Origin of the sequence: Aliidiomarina haloalkalitolerans (assembly GCF_003987315.1) — a bacterium.
Lineage (GTDB): Bacteria > Pseudomonadota > Gammaproteobacteria > Enterobacterales > Alteromonadaceae > Aliidiomarina > Aliidiomarina haloalkalitolerans.
On record NZ_PIPI01000001.1, the window covers coordinates 179,672 to 197,574 of the forward strand.

Below are 17,903 nucleotides of genomic sequence, written 5' to 3' on the forward strand. Positions count from 1 at the left end.
GGAGCTTTCATGAGCACGGATTTCATTTTACCAGATATCGGTGAAGGTATCGTTGAGTGTGAAATCGTCGAATGGCAAGTCCAGGAAGGCGATTCAGTGCAAGAAGATCAGGTCGTTGTCGAAGTGATGACAGATAAGGCAGTGGTCGAGATTCCTGCCAAATTTGACGGTACGGTCACTAAGCTTTACTACGCCAAAGGCGACATCGCCAAAGTAGGTGAGCCACTCTTTGCAATTGACGCAGGAGGCAATGACTCAGCGCCTGCGCAAGCAGAAAGTAAGCCGACGCCAGTTGCACCGGCAGACTCGCAACCAGAAGAAATTAAAGCCGCTCCGGCAGCAGCTGCAGGCAGCGCGAATGACTTTATTTTGCCAGATATTGGTGAAGGTATTGTCGAGTGTGAGATCGTTGAATGGCGTGTGAGCGAAGGCGAGCAAGTTGAAGAAGACCAAGTTGTCGTCGAGGTTATGACCGATAAAGCGGTGGTTGAAATTCCGGCCAAATCTGACGGCGTGGTGAGCAAGTTGTATTACGCGAAAGGCGACATTGCCAAAGTTGGTGCGCCGCTGTTTGCATTAACTGGCGCAGCAGATGCAACAACATCTGCATCCGAATCAGCACCAGCGGCAGCGTCTGCAACTGCAACGCCTGCAACTGCAGAGCCAGCGCGCGCAGCAGGTGGCCAGTTTGAAGCTCCACAACCGGCTGCAGACGGTAAGGTATTGGCAAGCCCTGCAGTGCGTCGACGTGCCCGTGAAGCAGGAATTGACTTAACTGCGGTGCAGGGGAGTGGCAAGAAAGGTCGGATTCTGAAAGAAGATCTGAGCGCTGCTAAAGCGTCTTCTGTTGCAACTAAAGCTGCACCAGCAAGCTCTGCACCTGCAGCAACCAGTGCTCCGGCCGCAACACAAGCGACGGGCGGCAAGCGGACTGAGCCAATGCGCGGTGTGCGTGCAGCGATGGCACGGCAAATGGCCGATTCGGTGCGAACTATTCCGCATTTTACGTATGCTGAAGAGTTTGACCTCACTGAGTTACGTGCATTGCATGCGAAACTCAAAGCACAATATGCCGAGCAGGGTGTGCGCTTAACCTTGATGCCATTCTTTATTAAAGCAATGTCATTAGCACTCAGCGAATTCCCAATTATGAATGCTCAGCTGAATGACGAAGCCACAGAAATCACTTATTTCGACGACCATAACATTGGTATGGCCGTTGCAACCAAAGTGGGTTTAATGGTGCCGAACATTAAGGCGGTACAGCAGAAGTCGTTGTTAGAAGTCGCTGAAGAAGTGAACCGCTTAACGGCTGACGCGCGGGAAGGGAAAGTTGCGCAAGCGGACATGAAAGGTGGCACGATTACCATTTCCAACATTGGCGTTGTCGGTGGTACGGTGACGACACCGATTATCAATAAGCCAGAAGCAGCGATTGTTGCGCTAGGTAAGGTGCAGACTTTACCGCGCTTTGCAGCAGACGGAAGCGTTGTTGGTCGCGATATGATGACTGCAAGTTGGTCAGGTGACCATCGGATTATTGATGGCGCGACCATTGCAAACTTCAATAAGCGTTGGCAGCAGTTCCTTGAAGATCCAATGCAAATGCTGACCGTGATGCGCTAAGTGTCTCTTTAAATAATTAGCGCTTGAAGCAAATTAAAACTGCCTAAGTAAGGGAATTACTTAGGCAGTTTTTTTATGGCTGTTGAAAACTTACTTTCGGCGAAATAGCGCTAGCTGCTCGGTATAGCGATTAATTACTAAGCTAAACAGCATAGGCTTTGGCTTAGGACTTTGTTAATCTGTAACAAAATTAATCTGAAACAACTATAACAACAACACTTGGAGAGCCTAGCTTCATGAAATACGCCATTCCATTACTGACGGTTGCCCTGTTAACTGCCTGTGCTGAAGCCCCAGCGCCAGCAGAGACAGACGCCGCGCAATCAAATTTAACCTACCCAGAAACGCGTAAAGGCGATGTGGTCGACACCTATTTTGGTCGCCAAGTTGCAGACCCATATCGTTGGTTAGAAGACGATCGCAGCGCTGAAACTGGCGCTTGGGTTAAAGCTCAGAATGAACTGACATTTTCTTACTTAGAGCAAATTCCATATCGTGATTCTATTCGTGAGCGGTTACAAGACTCATGGAATTTCGAGCGTTTAGGTGCGCCGTTTAAAGAAGGCGATTACACCTATTTCTATCGCAACGATGGCCTGCAAAATCAGTTTGTTTTGTACCGTCAGAAAGATGACGGCGAGCCAGAGGTGTTCCTCGACCCAAATACGTTTAGTGCTGATGGCACAACGTCAATGGCTTCTTTGAGCTTCTCGCGTGACGGCAGTTTAGCGGCCTATGCGATTTCTGAGGGCGGCAGTGACTGGCGGAAGATCATCGTGATTGATGTCGAAACTGGCGAACAAATTGGTGATGTGCTCGAAGACATCAAATTTAGTGGCATTAACTGGGTCGGTAACGAAGGCTTTTATTATTCAAGCTATGACAAGCCAGACGGAAGTGCGCTGTCAGCGATGACCGAGCAGCATAAGCTTTATTTCCATCGCTTGGGTACACCGCAGTCCGAAGACCAAGTTGTATTTGGTGAGAAGCCAGAGGAAATTCATCGTTACGTGGGCGCTAGCGTGACCCGTGATGACAGGTATTTATTGGTCTCGGCATCGGTATCGACCTCAGGTAATAAACTCTTTATTAAAGACCTCGAGAATCCAGAAGCTGGCTTTACAGCAATTGTTGAGACGCCAAGTCACGATGTCAGTTTACTCACAGCTGAGGGTGATACCCTGTATTTCCTAACCAACCGCGATGCACCGAACCGTCGTGTGGTCATGGCAAATGCGGCCAATCCGCAACCTGAGCATTGGCAGGATGTCATTCCGGAAACTAATCACGTGTTACGTGCGAGTACCGGTGCTGGCTACATCTTTGCTAATTACATTGTCGATGCGGTCGCGCAAGTGCAGCAATACGACTTAGAAGGTAATTTGGTCCGTGAAATCGAGCTGCCTGGTGTTGGTAGTGCCGGTGGTTTCGGTGGCAAGGCAGACGCCGAGGAGCTGTTCTTTAGTTTTGCCAATTACACGACGCCAAGCAGCATTTATCGTTTCGATCCGCATACTGGAGAGAGTGAGCTGTTTAATCGCCCGGAAACTAACTTCGACCCGGCAAACTATACGTCTGAGCAGGTATTTTATACTTCGCAAGACGGCACGCGGATTCCAATGATTATCAGCTATCGCAATGATCTTGAGCGTGATGGCACCAATCCAACCATTCTCTACGGCTACGGTGGTTTTAATATCAGCCTGACGCCTTCGTTCAGCGTTGCAAACGCGGTGTGGATGGACATGGGCGGTATTTATGCCGTTGCCAATATCCGTGGTGGTGGCGAGTACGGTAAAGCTTGGCATGATGCAGGTCGCCAGTTAAACCGTCAGAACGTCTTCGATGACTTCATTGCTGCGGGCGAGTACCTCATTGAGGAAAACTATACCAGCAGCGATAAGTTAGCGATTCGTGGTGGGTCGAATGGTGGCTTGTTGGTGGCTGCGGTGTCAACCCAACGTCCAGACCTTTTCCAAGTCGCAATTCCAGCAGTTGGTGTGTTAGACATGTTGCGTTACCACACCTTTACGGCGGGCGCAGGCTGGGCATATGACTACGGCACATCTGAGCAAAGCGAAGAGATGTTTGAGTATTTGCTCGGCTACTCACCTGTGCATAACGTCCGTGAAGGTGTCAATCACCCAGCAACGATGGTGACCACGGCTGACCACGATGACCGCGTTGTACCGGCGCATTCGTTTAAGTATGCCGCTGAGTTACAGGCGAAAGATGGTGGTGAAAACCCACAGTTGATTCGGATTGACGTCAATGCTGGCCACGGTGCGGGTATGCCGGTGTCAATGGTTATTGACCAAGCCGCCGACGTGTTCTCGTTTATCTTATACAACATGGGCTATAGTGAACTGCCACGCTAAGTTTCTAAGCTAATTGAAAAAGGGCTATGCTGATTCAGCATAGCCCTTTTTTTATGTTGTCCTGTGTTTAATCTCTGCGGCTAGAGAAGATCACGAACCGGGCGGAAACTCTTGCGATGAATCGGGCTGACACCATGTTCTTTCAATGCAGCTAAATGCTCGGCGGTACCGTAGGCTTTGTGTTTGGCAAAATTGTAGTGTGGGTAAAGTTCGTGCCACTCGAGCATTTGTCGATCCCGCTCGACTTTGGCTAAGATTGAGGCTGCACCAATACAGGCTTCTTTTAGGTCACCACCAATAATGGCTTCGGCAGGCACCGCAAGTTTCGGCAGCCGATTGCCATCAATCAACACTAGCTCTGGACGTTGATGCAAGGACTCGACAGCACGTTTCATAGCTAACATGGTTGCATGCAGAATATTCAACTCGTCAATTTCTTCGACGCTACAGTGGGCTATCGACCAACATAACGCTTTTTCACGAATTTCGAGGTTCAGTGCATTGCGCTTTTTCTCGCTGAGCTTTTTCGAGTCAGTAATCCCGGTAATCGGGTTGTTTGGATCAAGAATGACCGCCGCAGCAATAACTGGCCCAGCGATTGGGCCGCGACCCGCTTCGTCGACTCCACAAGTTAGCAGAGGGCGTTGTATTTCTGACACGTTTTCGTCCTTATTATTCTAAAAGCAGGTTTTCACAATCAGTTCACGCAACTGTTGCTGAGCTGGTTTTATTTCCGCCAAGGTAATGTATTCGTCCGGCTGGTGGGCTTGGCGAATAGAACCCGGACCCATAACAATCGTTTCGCAACCTAGGTCATGAATAAATGGTGCTTCGGTACAATAGTTGGCTGGCTCTGCTTGTTGGCCACTAATTGCTTCAGCTAGCCGCACTAAGGCAGCGTCAGCCTTGGTTTCATAGCCAGGAATTGGTTCATGCATGGCGATAATGTCGAGTGCATTCGGATAACGCTCTCGAATGGGCGCCAATGCGCCGTGAAGCATGTCATTGAGTGTATCGATACGCATACCCGGTAATGGCCGCATGTCCATGTGGAGCTCACAACAGGCACAAATACGGTTCGCTGCGTCGCCGCCGTGGATGTGGCCGAAATTCAAGGTTGGATAAGGGACTTCAAACGCGGGCTCATGAAACTTGTCTTTCAGGCTTTGCTCAAGAGTTTTCAGGGAGCCAAGCACTTCGTGCATAATGTTAATCGCGTTGATACCTGCGGCTGGGTTAGAACTGTGGCCTGATTTACCGGTGATGCGAATACAGTCGGTCGAGTGACCTTTGTGCATGCGCACTGGCACCATATTCGTCGGCTCGCCAATGACCGCGTATTCTGGTTTTAAGTTGGCAAAGCGATGTAATTCACGGGCACCGGCCATAGACGTTTCTTCGTCGGCTGTGGCTAGAATTCGCAGCGGCTTTTTTAATTTGCTGAGGTCAAGATCGCGAACGGCTTCGATGACAAAAGCAAAGAAGCCCTTCATATCTGCGCTACCTAGGCCGAAAAGCTTGCCATCGGCTTCGGTGAGGGTGAACGGATCGCGCGTCCAGCGACCTTCGTCCCAGGGTACTGTATCAGTATGGCCCGATAACAATAAGCCAGCAGCGCTGCTGTCGACTGGCTCAGGGCCGATACTTGCTAATAGATTGTACTTGCCCGCTTGGCGCTCAAGCTCTTGTATTTCGACATGAAAGCCTAAGCTTGAGAGCCACATACCCAGCAACTCGATGACTTGGCGATTGGAAATATCCCAAGTCGGTTCCAAGCAGCTGACAGAAGGCGCAGCAATTAAATCACGGTACATGTCCATGAACGAAGGCAAAGTGCGATGCATAAAAACTCCTAAGCAAGTCGAAGGGTACATCTTACCATGGCGCAGAAAAGAAAGGAGCTAAACTCCGCGAAGAGTTCAGCTCCTTTTTGTATAACTTTTAACCAGAGGTTATAAGGTGCAGTAATTAACCAGCTGGATAAATGTAATTGGCTTGAACACCAAGTGGGATACCGATCATCCAGTAGAGCAGGAGGAAGATAGTCCAAATGACACCCAAGGCCACACTGTACGGCAACATCATTGATACAAGAGTACCGATACCTGTGCTCTTCACATAGCGTTGACAGTAAACAACGACGAGTGGGAAGTAAGGTAGCAGTGGTGTAATGATATTACTGACCGAGTCACCAACACGGTAAGCGGCCTGCGTTAAGTCTGGCGAGATGCCCAGTTGCATCAGCATGGGTACGAAAATTGGTGAAATCAATAACCATTTCGCACTGGCAGAACCGACGAACAGGTTAATAATCGCCACCAATATAATAATACCAACTAGCGTCACTGGACCCGGAACGGCCATGGCTTGCAAGAAGTTAGCACCTTTCATGGCCAGCAGAATACCAAGGTTCGAGTCGCCAAATGCCTTAATAAAGAGCGCACAGAAGAATGCCATGACGAGATAGTAGGCCATGGTTTCCATGGTCTTCGACATCGCCATAATGACGTCTTTTGACTCTTTGAACGTTCCAGCAACGAAGCCGTGGACGATACCTGGTACCCAGAATAGTAGGAAGATAATCGGTACGATCGATTGCATCAGCGGTGCATCAAACGCAGCAATTTCACCCTCAGGTGAGCGCAGTGCTGAGGTTTCCGGCCAAGTTGCAGCAACGAGTGCAGCGATACCGGCAATCATGGTCAAGCCACCAAAACCAAATGCTTTGCGATCTTGCGGTGACACTTCTTCGATCTTCGGCATTTCTTCAGGATCGCCGTCGATTTGGGTGCCTTTTAAGCGTGGCTCGATGACCTTATCGGTTAGATACCAACCCACTAGGACAACGACGATGCTCGAAGCGGCCGTGAAGTACCAGTTATTTAACGGGTTCAACAAAATGGTGGAGTCGTAGAGCCGCGCAGCTTCTTGGGTAATCCCTTGTAGCATAGGGTCGATGGCGCTCGGTACAAAGTTCGCCGAGAAACCACCCGACACACCAGCAAATGCAGCAGCGATACCGGCAAGAGGATGGCGGCCGGCTGCGTAGAAGATAATACCACCAAGTGGAATAACCAAGACGTAACCCGCGTCCACTGCCGTGTGGCTGACAATCGCAACTAAGATCAGAATAGGTGTTAAGAGGAACTTCGCAGTGTTATTCAACAGCAGTTTAATACCGACATTGATAAAGCCGCTGCGTTCTGCAACACCGATACCGAGCATAGCCACCAAGACCACGCCTAATGGCGCGAACGAGGTGAACGTGGTCACCATAGTGGCGAGGAAATTAGCAAGTGCCCCCGGTGCTAGCAGATTATTAACAATAATCTCATTGCCAGTACGTGGGTCAATTTCGCTGTAACTAAATTGGGCAAAAATTAAGCTCAGAATCCAGACAATCACTAACAACCCAGCGAACATAACTGCTGGATCAGGAAGTTTATTGCCGATGACTTCGATTTTATTGAGTAAACGGTTGAGCAGACCGTTTTCTGTGTCCTTGACTTTACCGTCAGCGCTCATAACATGTCCCCGTGGTTAACCACTGTTTTTGTTGTGTTTATTGGCGTGAGCTCGAGAAATTCAGCAGCTTAAATGACGACTTAGCGCACGTTTTGACTGCTTATCGAGCAAAAATCGCATTTAGCATACATCCTTAAAGCGTGGATCGGTAGCCTTGTTGCTTGTGAAATTACGAATCAGCAAATTTTTTTCCTAAAATAGTCGTATTTGCGCGCTGTTTTATCGTATTCAAGGCGCTTAAAACTGCCCTTGAGGCGAGAAATGTGTAAGATAAATGCGAATTAAAAATTATAGATTCTTCAACAAGGGTTCCCTATGCGAATTTCAGGTTCACACTATTCATTGCGCGGTGTTGCCTTGGCTTTGGCCGCAACTGGATTATTTACGTCGGCGGCAGTGTCAGCAGCGGATATCGAAATTAATCAGCAAGATGTTCGCGTGCATCCTGTGCAAGTCCAGGTCAGTGACTCGGACCAAGCCGATGCATTACGTGATAGCTTGGTTAGACCATGGCTGGCTAACTATAGCGCGAGCGAAACGACACTGGCGAACGGTGTCAGTGGTGAAAGTAGTGTCCTGCGTTTACCCCTCAGCGTCGACCGTTTTACGCGTGGCACTATCGCCGTGAATGGTGCGAAACATGCGTCCGTGTACCTGAATGGCAGCCGTGTCGCAAGTGGCCGCGATAGCGTTGAGCTGAACTTGCAAACGGGTGACCACAAGTTAGTCATTCTGGTTGAGGGCGTCGAAGACTGGTCTGCTTTTGGTTTGAAGTGGCAGGGTAAAGCGGAACACGATGCAGTTGAGACTCAATGGCCAACAGATTGGCGTTTAAGCGAACAAACTATGTTCGATGCGCCAACCGTTGGAAGTTTAGATATGTCTGCTGACGGTCGTTATTTGGTTTGGCGTGAGAGTGCTTATACGCCGACAACCGGAAATACGGCGCAGAACGAACTCGTGATCAAAGACTTAAGCAATAACCGTGTGGTGTATCGCTGGCAGAACGCTAATGCCGGCCAATTTAGTTGGCATCCGACGGGCCATCAAGTGGCCTATATTAGTGGCAATAAAATTGAAGTTTTAGACCTAACAGATCTGAGCGTGCAAACCCTGACTGCTGAACAACGCGGTATGTCGGGCTTGCGTTGGTTGAACGATGGTACGTTAGTGTTTAACTGGACTAAATCCGCCGAAAATGACTCGGGTCTGAGCAAGCGTTATCAAGCGCTGGAAGACCGTTGGTCAACCTTCCGCAATGTATCACAAGTTTATTCACTCAATGTTGCGACGGGTGTCATTCAACAGCACACCTTTGGTGGTTCGGGTCATAGTCTGAACGATACTCATCGCGATGGTGAGCGGATGTTGGTCAGTACGCGTTTAGTCGACTACGCGGCACCGCCGCACTTTGCTGTCAAGCTTTTGGAAGTCAACGCAGTGAGTGGCGAGCAACGCGACTTGGGTACTCACAGAACGTTTAACCAGGCAGTGTATGGGGAAGAGGGCATTTATGTCGTTGCTGGTCCTGAATTTGCTGACCATGCCGGACGCGATCCGCGCTTAGGCGATGACCTGCTGACAAACAATTACGACGGACAACTCTATCGTTTAGATGCCAACTTGAATGTGACCGCCTTGAGTCGTCAATTTGATCCTGCAATTAGCAGTGTTAGCGTGCTCGGCAATAACCAATTATTACTACGTGTGACGGAGCGTGATGGCACACAACTGTACCGCTTCGATCCGCGTAACTCGCGCTTTATTCGCGTGAGCACGGACATTGAAGTGGTCGCAAATGTCACGCACAGTCAGTCTGCCTTACCAACCCTGGTGATTGCTGGAAGTGGTGCAACCTCACCACAAAAAGTAGTTAGTTTGAACTTGCAAGAAGGTCGCTTAGAAACTCTGTGGGACAGTGCAGAAATAGCGTTCCAAGCACACAATATAACACCGGTTGAAGAGTGGAATTTCACCAACCGTCATGGCGATGAGATTCACGGTCGGGTGTATTACCCGCATAACTTCGACCCGGAGCAACAATATCCAGCGCTCGTGTATTACTATGGTGGCACAACGCCAGTGCAACGCGGTTTTACCGGTCGTTATCCGTTTAATTTGTGGGCTCACCAAGGCTATGTGGTGTACGTGCTACAACCGACGGGTGCAATCGGCTACGGGCAAGAGTTCTCAGCGCGTCATGTGAACGCTTGGGGTGAATATACAGCCGAAGATATTATCCAGGGCACACAGGAGTTCCTTGCTGCGCATCCGTTTGTTGACGCTGAGCGTGTTGGTCACTTAGGCGCGTCTTACGGTGGTTTCATGACCATGCTGTTAGCGACGATGACCGATATCTTCTCTGCGTCGATGTCGCATGCAGGTATTTCTAATATCACCTCGTATTGGGGCCATGGCTGGTGGGGCTTTTTATATTCAGGTGAAGCCAGCAAAGGTAGCTTCCCTTGGAATAACGCTGAGCTTTACTCGCAACAAAGCCCGGTTTTCCATGCAGACAAAGTAACAGCGCCAATGCTGCTGATTCACGGTGATGCGGACACGAACGTGCCGCCAGGTGAAAGTCACATTATGTATACCGCGCTGAAGCTTTTGGACAAAGAAGTGGAACTGGTTGAGTACAAGGGGCAGGATCACCACATTATTGGTCGTGACGCACGTTTCCACTGGTGGGCGACCTACATTGCTTGGTTTGATAAGCACTTGAAAGGCCAACCAGAGTGGTGGGACTACTTGTATCCTGAGAAGAATTAAACTGTGATTCATTTGCCTCTTGAGCGGCAGTATCTAGTACCAGCAGCAATGATGTCATTGCTGCTGGTTCTTTTTTATAGTTTACCCGACAGGGCTCACGACTTGCTTAGCTATCAAAGCGACCTAATAGCAGCGGGAGAGTGGTGGCGTTTATTTAGTGGTCAATTGTTACACTTTGAACTGTCGCATTTAGGCCTTAACGTTGCCGGTATTTGGGTTATGTATTTGCTTTTTGCTGAGCATGCTGCGAGCTGGCGCTATGCTATTTTGATCGGGACGTTAACGCTACTGATTGGCATAGCGATGTATTACTTTGCGCCGTCTATGCAGTACTACGTTGGTTTCTCGGCGGTACTCTACGGTATCTTTGCTTGGGGCGCTTGCCTTGATATCCAACGTAAGATACGGCTTGGCTACTTATTGCTCGTCGGCATGGTGGCGAAAGTAAGCTGGGAAATGTGGCAAGGACCAATAGCCATTGGCGCCGCGGACACCAGTGGTCTAGCTGTTGCGGCGCACTTTTGGGGCGTGGTCAGTGGGATTATTGTCGCTCTAGCGTGGATTGCGGTGCGCCGCTATCGGCGACACAAACGCCATTCTCCAACTTAGGTTGAATAGGGGGTAAGACGGCGCAGTCTGACATCAAACCTTCCTGCTGATTATAGCGATCAGTTAGCCGGTTATACTCGTCTACCAGGGGTAACAGCTGCGCTTCATCGGTCACTTCACGTGAATAAATAAGCCATGCACTGGGTCCACCACAGGGTTTGCTGCCGAAAGCAACAACTTGGCAGGACGCTTCTGAACTGGCAGTTGGTGTTGCAACCAAACGCTGGATCGTTTCGTTTAACTGTTGCAATTGCTCACTCGTAATTCTGTTTAATTCGGAGTCCTCGTGCACTTCGGTCACCTCTTCTTGCTGTCCGTTTACCGGCATCTGGTCGCTGCACGCCATCAAATTGAGCGCAGCGGTCGCACTGATGAGTAATCCAAAACTAGTTTTCCAACGCATGATGTTCTCCTTGCCGATGTAAATTACTCCACTGCTAGCGTGGTTGCAGCACAGATGCCTGCCCGCACCGTCAGTTGGATCTGTTGTAATTCGGCGCAATCAGATACCGCTGCAACGGATGATTTGTATAAGGCATCAACTTCATTATAGTCGTTTACAAGTTGTGTGAGTGTCTGACTGTCGGTGACGTCAGTTGAATAAACTAACCAACTTGCTGCGCCACCGCATGCATTGACACCAAATTCAAGTGCACGACACTGGTCGGGATGGTCCGCAAATGGGGTCGCCACTAAGGTGAAAATTTCTGCAGCGAGCGCACTGCGTTGCTCTTGAATTGTTTCCGCATTGATCGAACTCGGTTCTTCGAGTTCCGTTGCAATTTCCTGTTCCGGAGCAGGCGCGCAGGCAGTTAACAAAAGAATGGCGGTGGCTAACGTTAGAGCAGGTTGGAGGATATTTTTCATCATTATTTCTTCCTTGTCGTCATTGTCTCGTTCAAGGTTTACCTGAATAAAAAGGGGCTCGCAAGCCCCTTTATTCGTCTTTACTTAAATTGTACTTAAAGTGTACTTAAGCAACTTTCACCATTTTACGGCGGCGTAACCAAACAAGTGGTAGGCCAAGTAAGACGATGAGAGCACCGAAGCTACCTTCGTACCACTTCTTGCTGCTGTAACGGTTTAGTTCAACCGAAGTTTGCGCTGAGCTTGAAAGTTCACCATCAGAGACAGTGACTTCAAACACCATAGTTGCAGCTGAGTTTGACTTCGGCGCAATGAAGCTAGCAGTTGCTGAAGTCGTATTGCTCATCTGTGCTGTAGGCCCGCTCACTTGACGCCAAGTGTAAGTCAGTGCATCACCGTCAGGGTCTGAACTACCCGCTGCGCTGAGGTTAACTTGATCGCCAGCACTTGCAGTGGCTGCTGAAGCAGACGCTGCTGCAACCGGCGCTGAGTTAGTTACAGTGACAGTAACCTGACCAGGCATAGTGAAACGACCTTCTTCATCGACAATGCGATAGCTGAAGGTGAAGTCGCCACTACGGCCAGAAGCAGGAGTGAAGGTCAGTTCACCGTTGCTTGCGGCTGCCGAACCTTGTGATGCTTGGGCAATGACTTCCGCAGACAGGGTTTCACCAGCACTGTTAACGACTGGCGCAAACGCTGAGTATTCAATACCTGCGTTGGCTACCGTGACGGTGCTTAGACCACGGTCAGACGTTGCAGTAAAGCCTTCAGTAAAGTCGATGCTGACTGGGCTGTTTGGTGTGCCTTCCGCAGTTAAGGTCGGTGCAACACCCATTAGACCAGCAGTACCGTCATAGTGAAGTTCAACATATGAGTCAGCAGGCGTAATGCTTAACTGGAATGCATTACCAGCCGTTACTGAACCAGTGTGCGTGTAACCGACAGTACCAGTGACATCTTCAAAACCAATGGTCGCTTCGCTTGGTAAGCTTGACGGAACACTGATGTAATTGAAGTAATGTTCGGCAGTATCTAGATTTGTCCAGTATGCGAATGAGTACTTATCATCAGAAGGAATACAGCCAGTCTCTGGTGTCCAACCTTCGCAATAACGGATTTCATTCCACTCGACGACTAACCACGATTGGCCACTCAACGTAAATACCGCAAAGTAGACGTTACCACCTAAATCGCCACCTAAGGCAAAGTCAGCCCACATCGGCGCGACGACGTTGTTTGGCGGCGTTGCATCAGGCATGGTTTGTGGGATGAACGAACCATTATGATTTTGGTCACCGAAATTCAAGAAGCCATTTGGACTTATTTGAACTTGGCCATAGTTGACACCGTTGTAGGTAATGCCGCCAACGGAGCTAACCGTCAGGCCTAAACGCTGATCGTCACAACCTGCGTCACAGTTGAATCGTTGCGGTGGACTTGCAAGGATCTCAGTCAACGAGAGACCATTCAATGATGCAGGTAAGGTTGCGGCTGTGAAGTTAGTTGACGCAGTACCTTCAACGAGTTCACCCACCCAGGTAAATGAACGCTGGTCGGCAGCAACTTCCATGCTCGAACGGTTGGCATTGATTTCGACAGCGTCAATGCTGTCAGCAAGCAAGACCACGTTCTCTGGCAATTCAACGGTAATGCTGACTTCGCCTTCGAGGTTTTCACGATTCACGCGCGAGCTGACAGAGACTGTTTCACCCGTTACAACGGCACCAGAAGTAACCGCAGTTGAGACTAATTGTGAATCGTCAGATTTCACTGCGTGAACAGCAAACGGAACGATGGCAGTCGCATAGTTACCTGACAGGTCTTCAGCAACGACGTGACCGAAGTTCCAACCTTCGCGTGCGTACAAGGTGTCAACAGTGATGCTGATTTCAGCTTCGCCGTTGGCGTCAATGGTCACGCTATCCACGTCAAAGCTAACGTCGAGGTTGGTGTCGTAAGGAACAAAGCTGAAGCTCCATTCGGTCGTTTCACCCATCAGGTTAGTGATAGTGCGGTCGAATGAGCACGTTGGCGAACATGAAGTTGCTGCCAATGATGCGGTATCGAACGCAATCGCTGTACCTAACGCTGCTTGAATGTCTAAGCGACCTGCACCCATAGCAAACGGAGTTGCGCGGTCGACAGCATTTTGCATGCGTACATTTGGGTTGCTCGACGTCATTAATACGGACTTGATCTGGTAAGCATCAAGTTCTGGACGTAACTGACGCAATAACGCAGCAGCACCGGCAACATGCGGGCTTGCCATACTGGTACCAGAGATTGCACCGTAGCCTGACGCTGTATTGTAAGCAGACAGAATATTGGTGCCTGGAGCAGCGAGATCAGGCTTCAGGAACGAAGCGTCGCCATTTGGACCACGTGAGCTTGAAGCGGCCATGATATCGACGTTGTTCTGATTAATGATGGCCTGAGCAGGATTCAAGGTCGCAGTATCGCCTTCTTCCCATACATCAATGAGTGCTTCACCCGCTTCTTGGGTGATAGCTACAGTCGGTAATGTACCGTCATTGATAGTTACGCCAAAGGCACCAGCGGTGTTGTTGTATAGAATCAAACCTACTGCGCCAGCGTTTTGGACGTTAGTCGCTTTCATTTCGAAGGTACATTCGCCGCGTTGAACGAGTACGATTTGACCGTCAAACAACGCATCATCACCAAAGCTTTCACACGCTAAAGTGTTGGTGCTTTCCGCTGGTAAGCCAGCAGAAACCGGTGTCCATGGTGCAGTCACTGGTGGATCGAGGGTGAAGTTGCCACTCGCGATATTGGCACTGTAGGTCATGCCCGAAGCTTGCATCTCGGCACCAAACGTACGACCTGTTTGGGTGTTAGCAACGGCTAAGCCTGACTCAGCGCATGCTGGACAGCCGATCGTTTTATCGCCTGGACCTGAGTTACCGGCTGAGGTCACAACAACCACGTTGAGGCTTTCAAGTGCTTCAAAAATAGGTGTGTAAACACTTGAAGACGGGTGGTTACCAGCGCCGCCGCCCCATGAGTTGTTAATGACGTCAGCGCCATCAAGGAACGCATACTCAAGAGCTGCCGCAAGCTGGTTACTGAAACCACTGGCGCGGCCATCAGCACCGACGAACAAGGCTTTATAAGCCATAATGTACGAACCCGGCGCAACGCCAGAGAAGCTTAACGCTGCACCTTCATAAGTGGTGCTAACCAAGTTACCAGAACTGGTACCAGCAACGTGGGTGCCGTGACCGCTAAGGTCGTGCGGCGTTACAGTTTCTTGCGGGTGCAATGTACCAGGGTTGCTTGGTGGGAAACTGCGCGCGACAATCAGTTTGTCGTTACAGAACGTTGGTTCTGTGGTGGCACAGTAGTCATTACCAGGCAATGTTTCCGGCGCGGTAAAGCCAGCGTCAGCAAACATCGGGTGATTTGGGATAATACCGCTGTCGATAATCGCAACACGCACGCCTTGACCGGCTTCGGCACGACTTCCGACCATTTCCCACGCAAATTCTGCATTAATCAAGCTGTTTGATGCATCCATTTGCGGGAAGAAACGTTCGTTTTGGTAAACGCGTTTCACGCCAGGCATACTCGCGATTTGAGCGCGCGCCTTGGCAGAATTTGGTACTTCCACCACAACGGAGTTGGTAATACCTTGGAAACTTTGAACGTAACTTACGCCAGGAATTGCAGCGGAAAGTTGGCTGACAAAGTTTGCTTGTTCCTGTTGGAGAAATTCCTGATAGCTTGCGGTTGCAGCAGACGACATGATGTCGATTGGGCGCATGCCCGCGCGCGGTGCAGTAGCAGGGTAACCTTGAACGCCGCCGCGATAGGTCGCAATTGGTGCGTGCTCAAGTTCGATAATCAGGTAATTAGCTTCCCGGAATTCCTGAGTACTGAGTGCTTTTGCTTTATCTACTGTTGGGCTTACGATTTCAGTCGGCATAAAGCCGTCGCGTGGTTTGATTTGCTCAATACCACTTGCGTATACCCCAGCAGAAACAACCGAGAGCACAGCTCCGGTTACGAGACTCAGTTTCAGATTTGGTCTGAACTTTATAGTCATTTTTATTTTCCTGTTGTTGGTGCGAAGTATGGAACATTAAAAAATTGTTCCATTCATACCGATACTAATCGAAGTTGTGTTAAAATCGAAACAACTTATGCAGCTAAAATGTTACAAATTATTAACGTCTAAGTCTGGATACTTTAGTGCAAAAAATTCGGATTCATTACGGGTTTAACTCTCAGTCGAGTCGGCTAAGGTAACTAAACTTAAAGAACAGTATCTTTGTAGCATTCGTTTTGAGTCAATTAACTAGGTCAGAGTCAATGCAATCTATTCCACATGTAGATATGTCGGTTTTCAAAACCGATTTCGATAAGTTTGTTCAAAGCATTGGTGAAGGTTATGAAGTCAACGGTTTCGTTGCTTTAACACACCATGGAATTCCAGCGAGCACGATTCATCAGGCACTCGATGCCACGCGTGATTTGTTTGCTTTACCTGAAGATGTGAAGAAGCAATATCATAAGCCGGGTTTAGGTGGTGCACGTGGTTATACGCCATTCGGAACGGAAATTGCTAAAGATGCGAAACACGTCGATTTAAAAGAATTCTGGCATGTGGGTCGGGAAGTTGAAAATAGCGATGAATACCCACAGTTAGTCGCGAACGTCTGGCCAAAAGAGTTACCGTCATTTAAGGCGACCATGACAGAACTGTTCAGTGCTTTAGACGAGCTCGGTAACCAAGTTCTGGAAGGGATTGCGGTTTACCTGGGGCAGCCGCGGGATTATTTCCGTAAGCGTGTGAACAAAGGTAATTCAATTCTGCGCCCACTCCATTACCCACCAATTGTGGATAAAGGTACGCCTTCAGTGCGGGCAGCAGCACACGAAGACATTAACGTCATTACACTGCTTATTGGTTCACGCGAGCCGGGCTTAGAGGTTATGTCGAAATCGGGTGCGTGGATTCCAGTGACGATTCTCGAAGGCGCCATCATTTGTAACGTCGGCGACATGTTGCAGCGTTTGACCAATGGCTTGTTACCGTCAACAACGCACCGTGTGGTTAACCCACCGGCACCATACAATGAAGTGTCGCGTTACTCGATTCCGTTTTTCTTGCACTTTAACCCAGACGTCATGATTGAAGCATTACCACAGTGCGTGAGTGACGAGAACCCAGCGAAATGGCCACCGATCACTGCTGATGACTACTTGATGGAGCGTTTACGCGAAATCGGTTTAATTAAATAAAGCAGGTTTGCAGCCATGAATTTGTTGTTACGATTGTTTTGGATTCTATTCCAACGTCGGAAACAGCCTCAATGCGGAGCGTTTGATACGCTCCGTGTTCGTTCTAGGGTGTTTCCAAACGATCTCGACTTGAATATGCATGTGAATAATGGTCGCTATTTGACCTTCGCAGACCTTGGTCGTGTCGACTGGTTTTTTCGCAGTGGCGCTTGGGATGTTGCGCGTAAGCAAGGCTTTATTCCGGTAATCGGTGATGTGAACGCGCGCTTTATTCGTCAGTTGAAAGCATTCGATCGCTTTTATGTGGAATCCCGGTTGTTAGGATGGGATGAAAAGTGGGCGTTTCTTGAGCACAAGATTCTCGACCATGAAAACCGTGTTGCCGCTTTGATTGTGGTGCGCGGCATGTTTTGGAGCAAGAAAAAGGGCGGATTAAGCCCAGAAGATTTGATTGCTGCAACGGGGCAAGGACACTTGCAGTCGCCAGCATTACCAGAGTGGGTAGAAGCATGGCGCCAAACGCTCGACGCTTTGTCTGCTCAGGCTCGCAAAGATCGCGAAATTCAACGCGAATTACCGCGCGAATCGTAAATAAAAAAAACGCCCCAAAGGTTGGGGCGTAAATAATCGCTTGCTGGACAAGCGAATCAGGGTTGCACGATTGATTGCGATCGGCAGAACTAACTTTAAAGTAATTTGGTATTAATGCGACTTGGTTTACGGTTTCTTTACTTTCTAATCAGCTCTGCCAATAGCCTGCGCCAATAACCCGCGCCAATCATCCGTACCAATACTCCTTGCGCATAAAAAAACGCTGGCGGTTTTCACTGCCAGCGTTTTTGTTTTTTGGACTTGCTGCGG

At 49.2% G+C, this 17,903-nt stretch carries 12 protein-coding genes; 6 read left to right on the forward strand and 6 right to left on the reverse strand.

The window, feature by feature from the left end:
- Positions 1 to 9: 9 nt before the first annotated feature.
- Complete coding sequence (locus CWE06_RS00890; RefSeq protein ID WP_126790423.1) at positions 10 to 1,626, forward strand: dihydrolipoyllysine-residue acetyltransferase; 1,617 nt, start codon at positions 10 to 12, stop codon at positions 1,624 to 1,626.
- Positions 1,627 to 1,862: 236 nt separating this feature from the next.
- Positions 1,863 to 4,004 (forward strand): prolyl oligopeptidase family serine peptidase, encoded by a 2,142-nt coding sequence (locus CWE06_RS00895; protein WP_126790424.1) that lies wholly within the window; start codon positions 1,863 to 1,865, stop codon positions 4,002 to 4,004.
- 80 nt (positions 4,005 to 4,084) lie between these two features.
- On the opposite strand, the gene rnhB is transcribed toward CWE06_RS00895, so the two are convergent.
- From rnhB to CWE06_RS00910, 3 genes are all read right to left on the reverse strand, one after another.
- Entirely contained in the window at positions 4,085 to 4,663 is a 579-nt protein-coding gene (rnhB, locus tag CWE06_RS00900; protein WP_126790425.1) for a ribonuclease HII, read from the reverse strand.
- Positions 4,664 to 4,681: 18 nt separating this feature from the next.
- Entirely contained in the window at positions 4,682 to 5,848 is a 1,167-nt protein-coding gene (argE, locus tag CWE06_RS00905; protein WP_126790426.1) for an acetylornithine deacetylase, read from the reverse strand.
- A 124-nt stretch (positions 5,849 to 5,972) separates the two neighbouring features.
- Positions 5,973 to 7,529 carry an AbgT family transporter gene (locus CWE06_RS00910; protein ID WP_126790427.1) on the reverse strand — a complete coding sequence of 519 codons (1,557 nt, stop codon included), beginning with the start codon at positions 7,527 to 7,529 and terminating at the stop codon, positions 5,973 to 5,975.
- A gap of 315 nt (positions 7,530 to 7,844) precedes the next feature.
- Between CWE06_RS00910 and CWE06_RS00915 the strand changes: the two genes are divergently transcribed.
- Both CWE06_RS00915 and rrtA read left to right on the forward strand, forming a co-directional pair.
- The gene (locus CWE06_RS00915) at positions 7,845 to 10,301 is read left to right on the forward strand and encodes a S9 family peptidase (RefSeq protein ID WP_126790428.1); all 2,457 of its coding nucleotides are present in this window, start codon (positions 7,845 to 7,847) and stop codon (positions 10,299 to 10,301) included.
- A 3-nt stretch (positions 10,302 to 10,304) separates the two neighbouring features.
- Complete coding sequence (rrtA, locus tag CWE06_RS00920; protein WP_126790429.1) at positions 10,305 to 10,910, forward strand: rhombosortase; 606 nt, start codon at positions 10,305 to 10,307, stop codon at positions 10,908 to 10,910.
- On the opposite strand, the gene CWE06_RS00925 is transcribed toward rrtA, so the two are convergent.
- The 3 genes from CWE06_RS00925 to CWE06_RS12560 all read right to left on the reverse strand — a co-directional run bounded on the left by CWE06_RS00925 (position 10,843) and on the right by CWE06_RS12560 (position 15,843).
- Positions 10,843 to 11,313: a hypothetical protein gene (locus tag CWE06_RS00925; RefSeq protein WP_126790430.1), complete on the reverse strand. Its 471-nt coding sequence runs from the start codon at positions 11,311 to 11,313 to the stop codon at positions 10,843 to 10,845. The genes rrtA and CWE06_RS00925 overlap by 68 nt on opposite strands.
- Positions 11,314 to 11,336: 23 nt before the next feature.
- Complete coding sequence (locus tag CWE06_RS00930) at positions 11,337 to 11,780, reverse strand: hypothetical protein (protein WP_126790431.1); 444 nt, start codon at positions 11,778 to 11,780, stop codon at positions 11,337 to 11,339.
- A 103-nt stretch (positions 11,781 to 11,883) separates the two neighbouring features.
- The gene (locus CWE06_RS12560) at positions 11,884 to 15,843 is read right to left on the reverse strand and encodes a S8 family serine peptidase (protein ID WP_126790432.1); all 3,960 of its coding nucleotides are present in this window, start codon (positions 15,841 to 15,843) and stop codon (positions 11,884 to 11,886) included.
- Positions 15,844 to 16,109: 266 nt separating this feature from the next.
- Between CWE06_RS12560 and CWE06_RS00940 the strand changes: the two genes are divergently transcribed.
- Complete coding sequence (locus CWE06_RS00940) at positions 16,110 to 17,042, forward strand: isopenicillin N synthase family dioxygenase (RefSeq protein WP_126790433.1); 933 nt, start codon at positions 16,110 to 16,112, stop codon at positions 17,040 to 17,042.
- 15 nt (positions 17,043 to 17,057) lie between these two features.
- Positions 17,058 to 17,633, forward strand: a complete 576-nt coding sequence (locus tag CWE06_RS00945) for a thioesterase family protein (RefSeq protein ID WP_126790434.1) — start codon at positions 17,058 to 17,060, stop codon at positions 17,631 to 17,633.
- Positions 17,634 to 17,903: the final 270 nt, after the last annotated feature.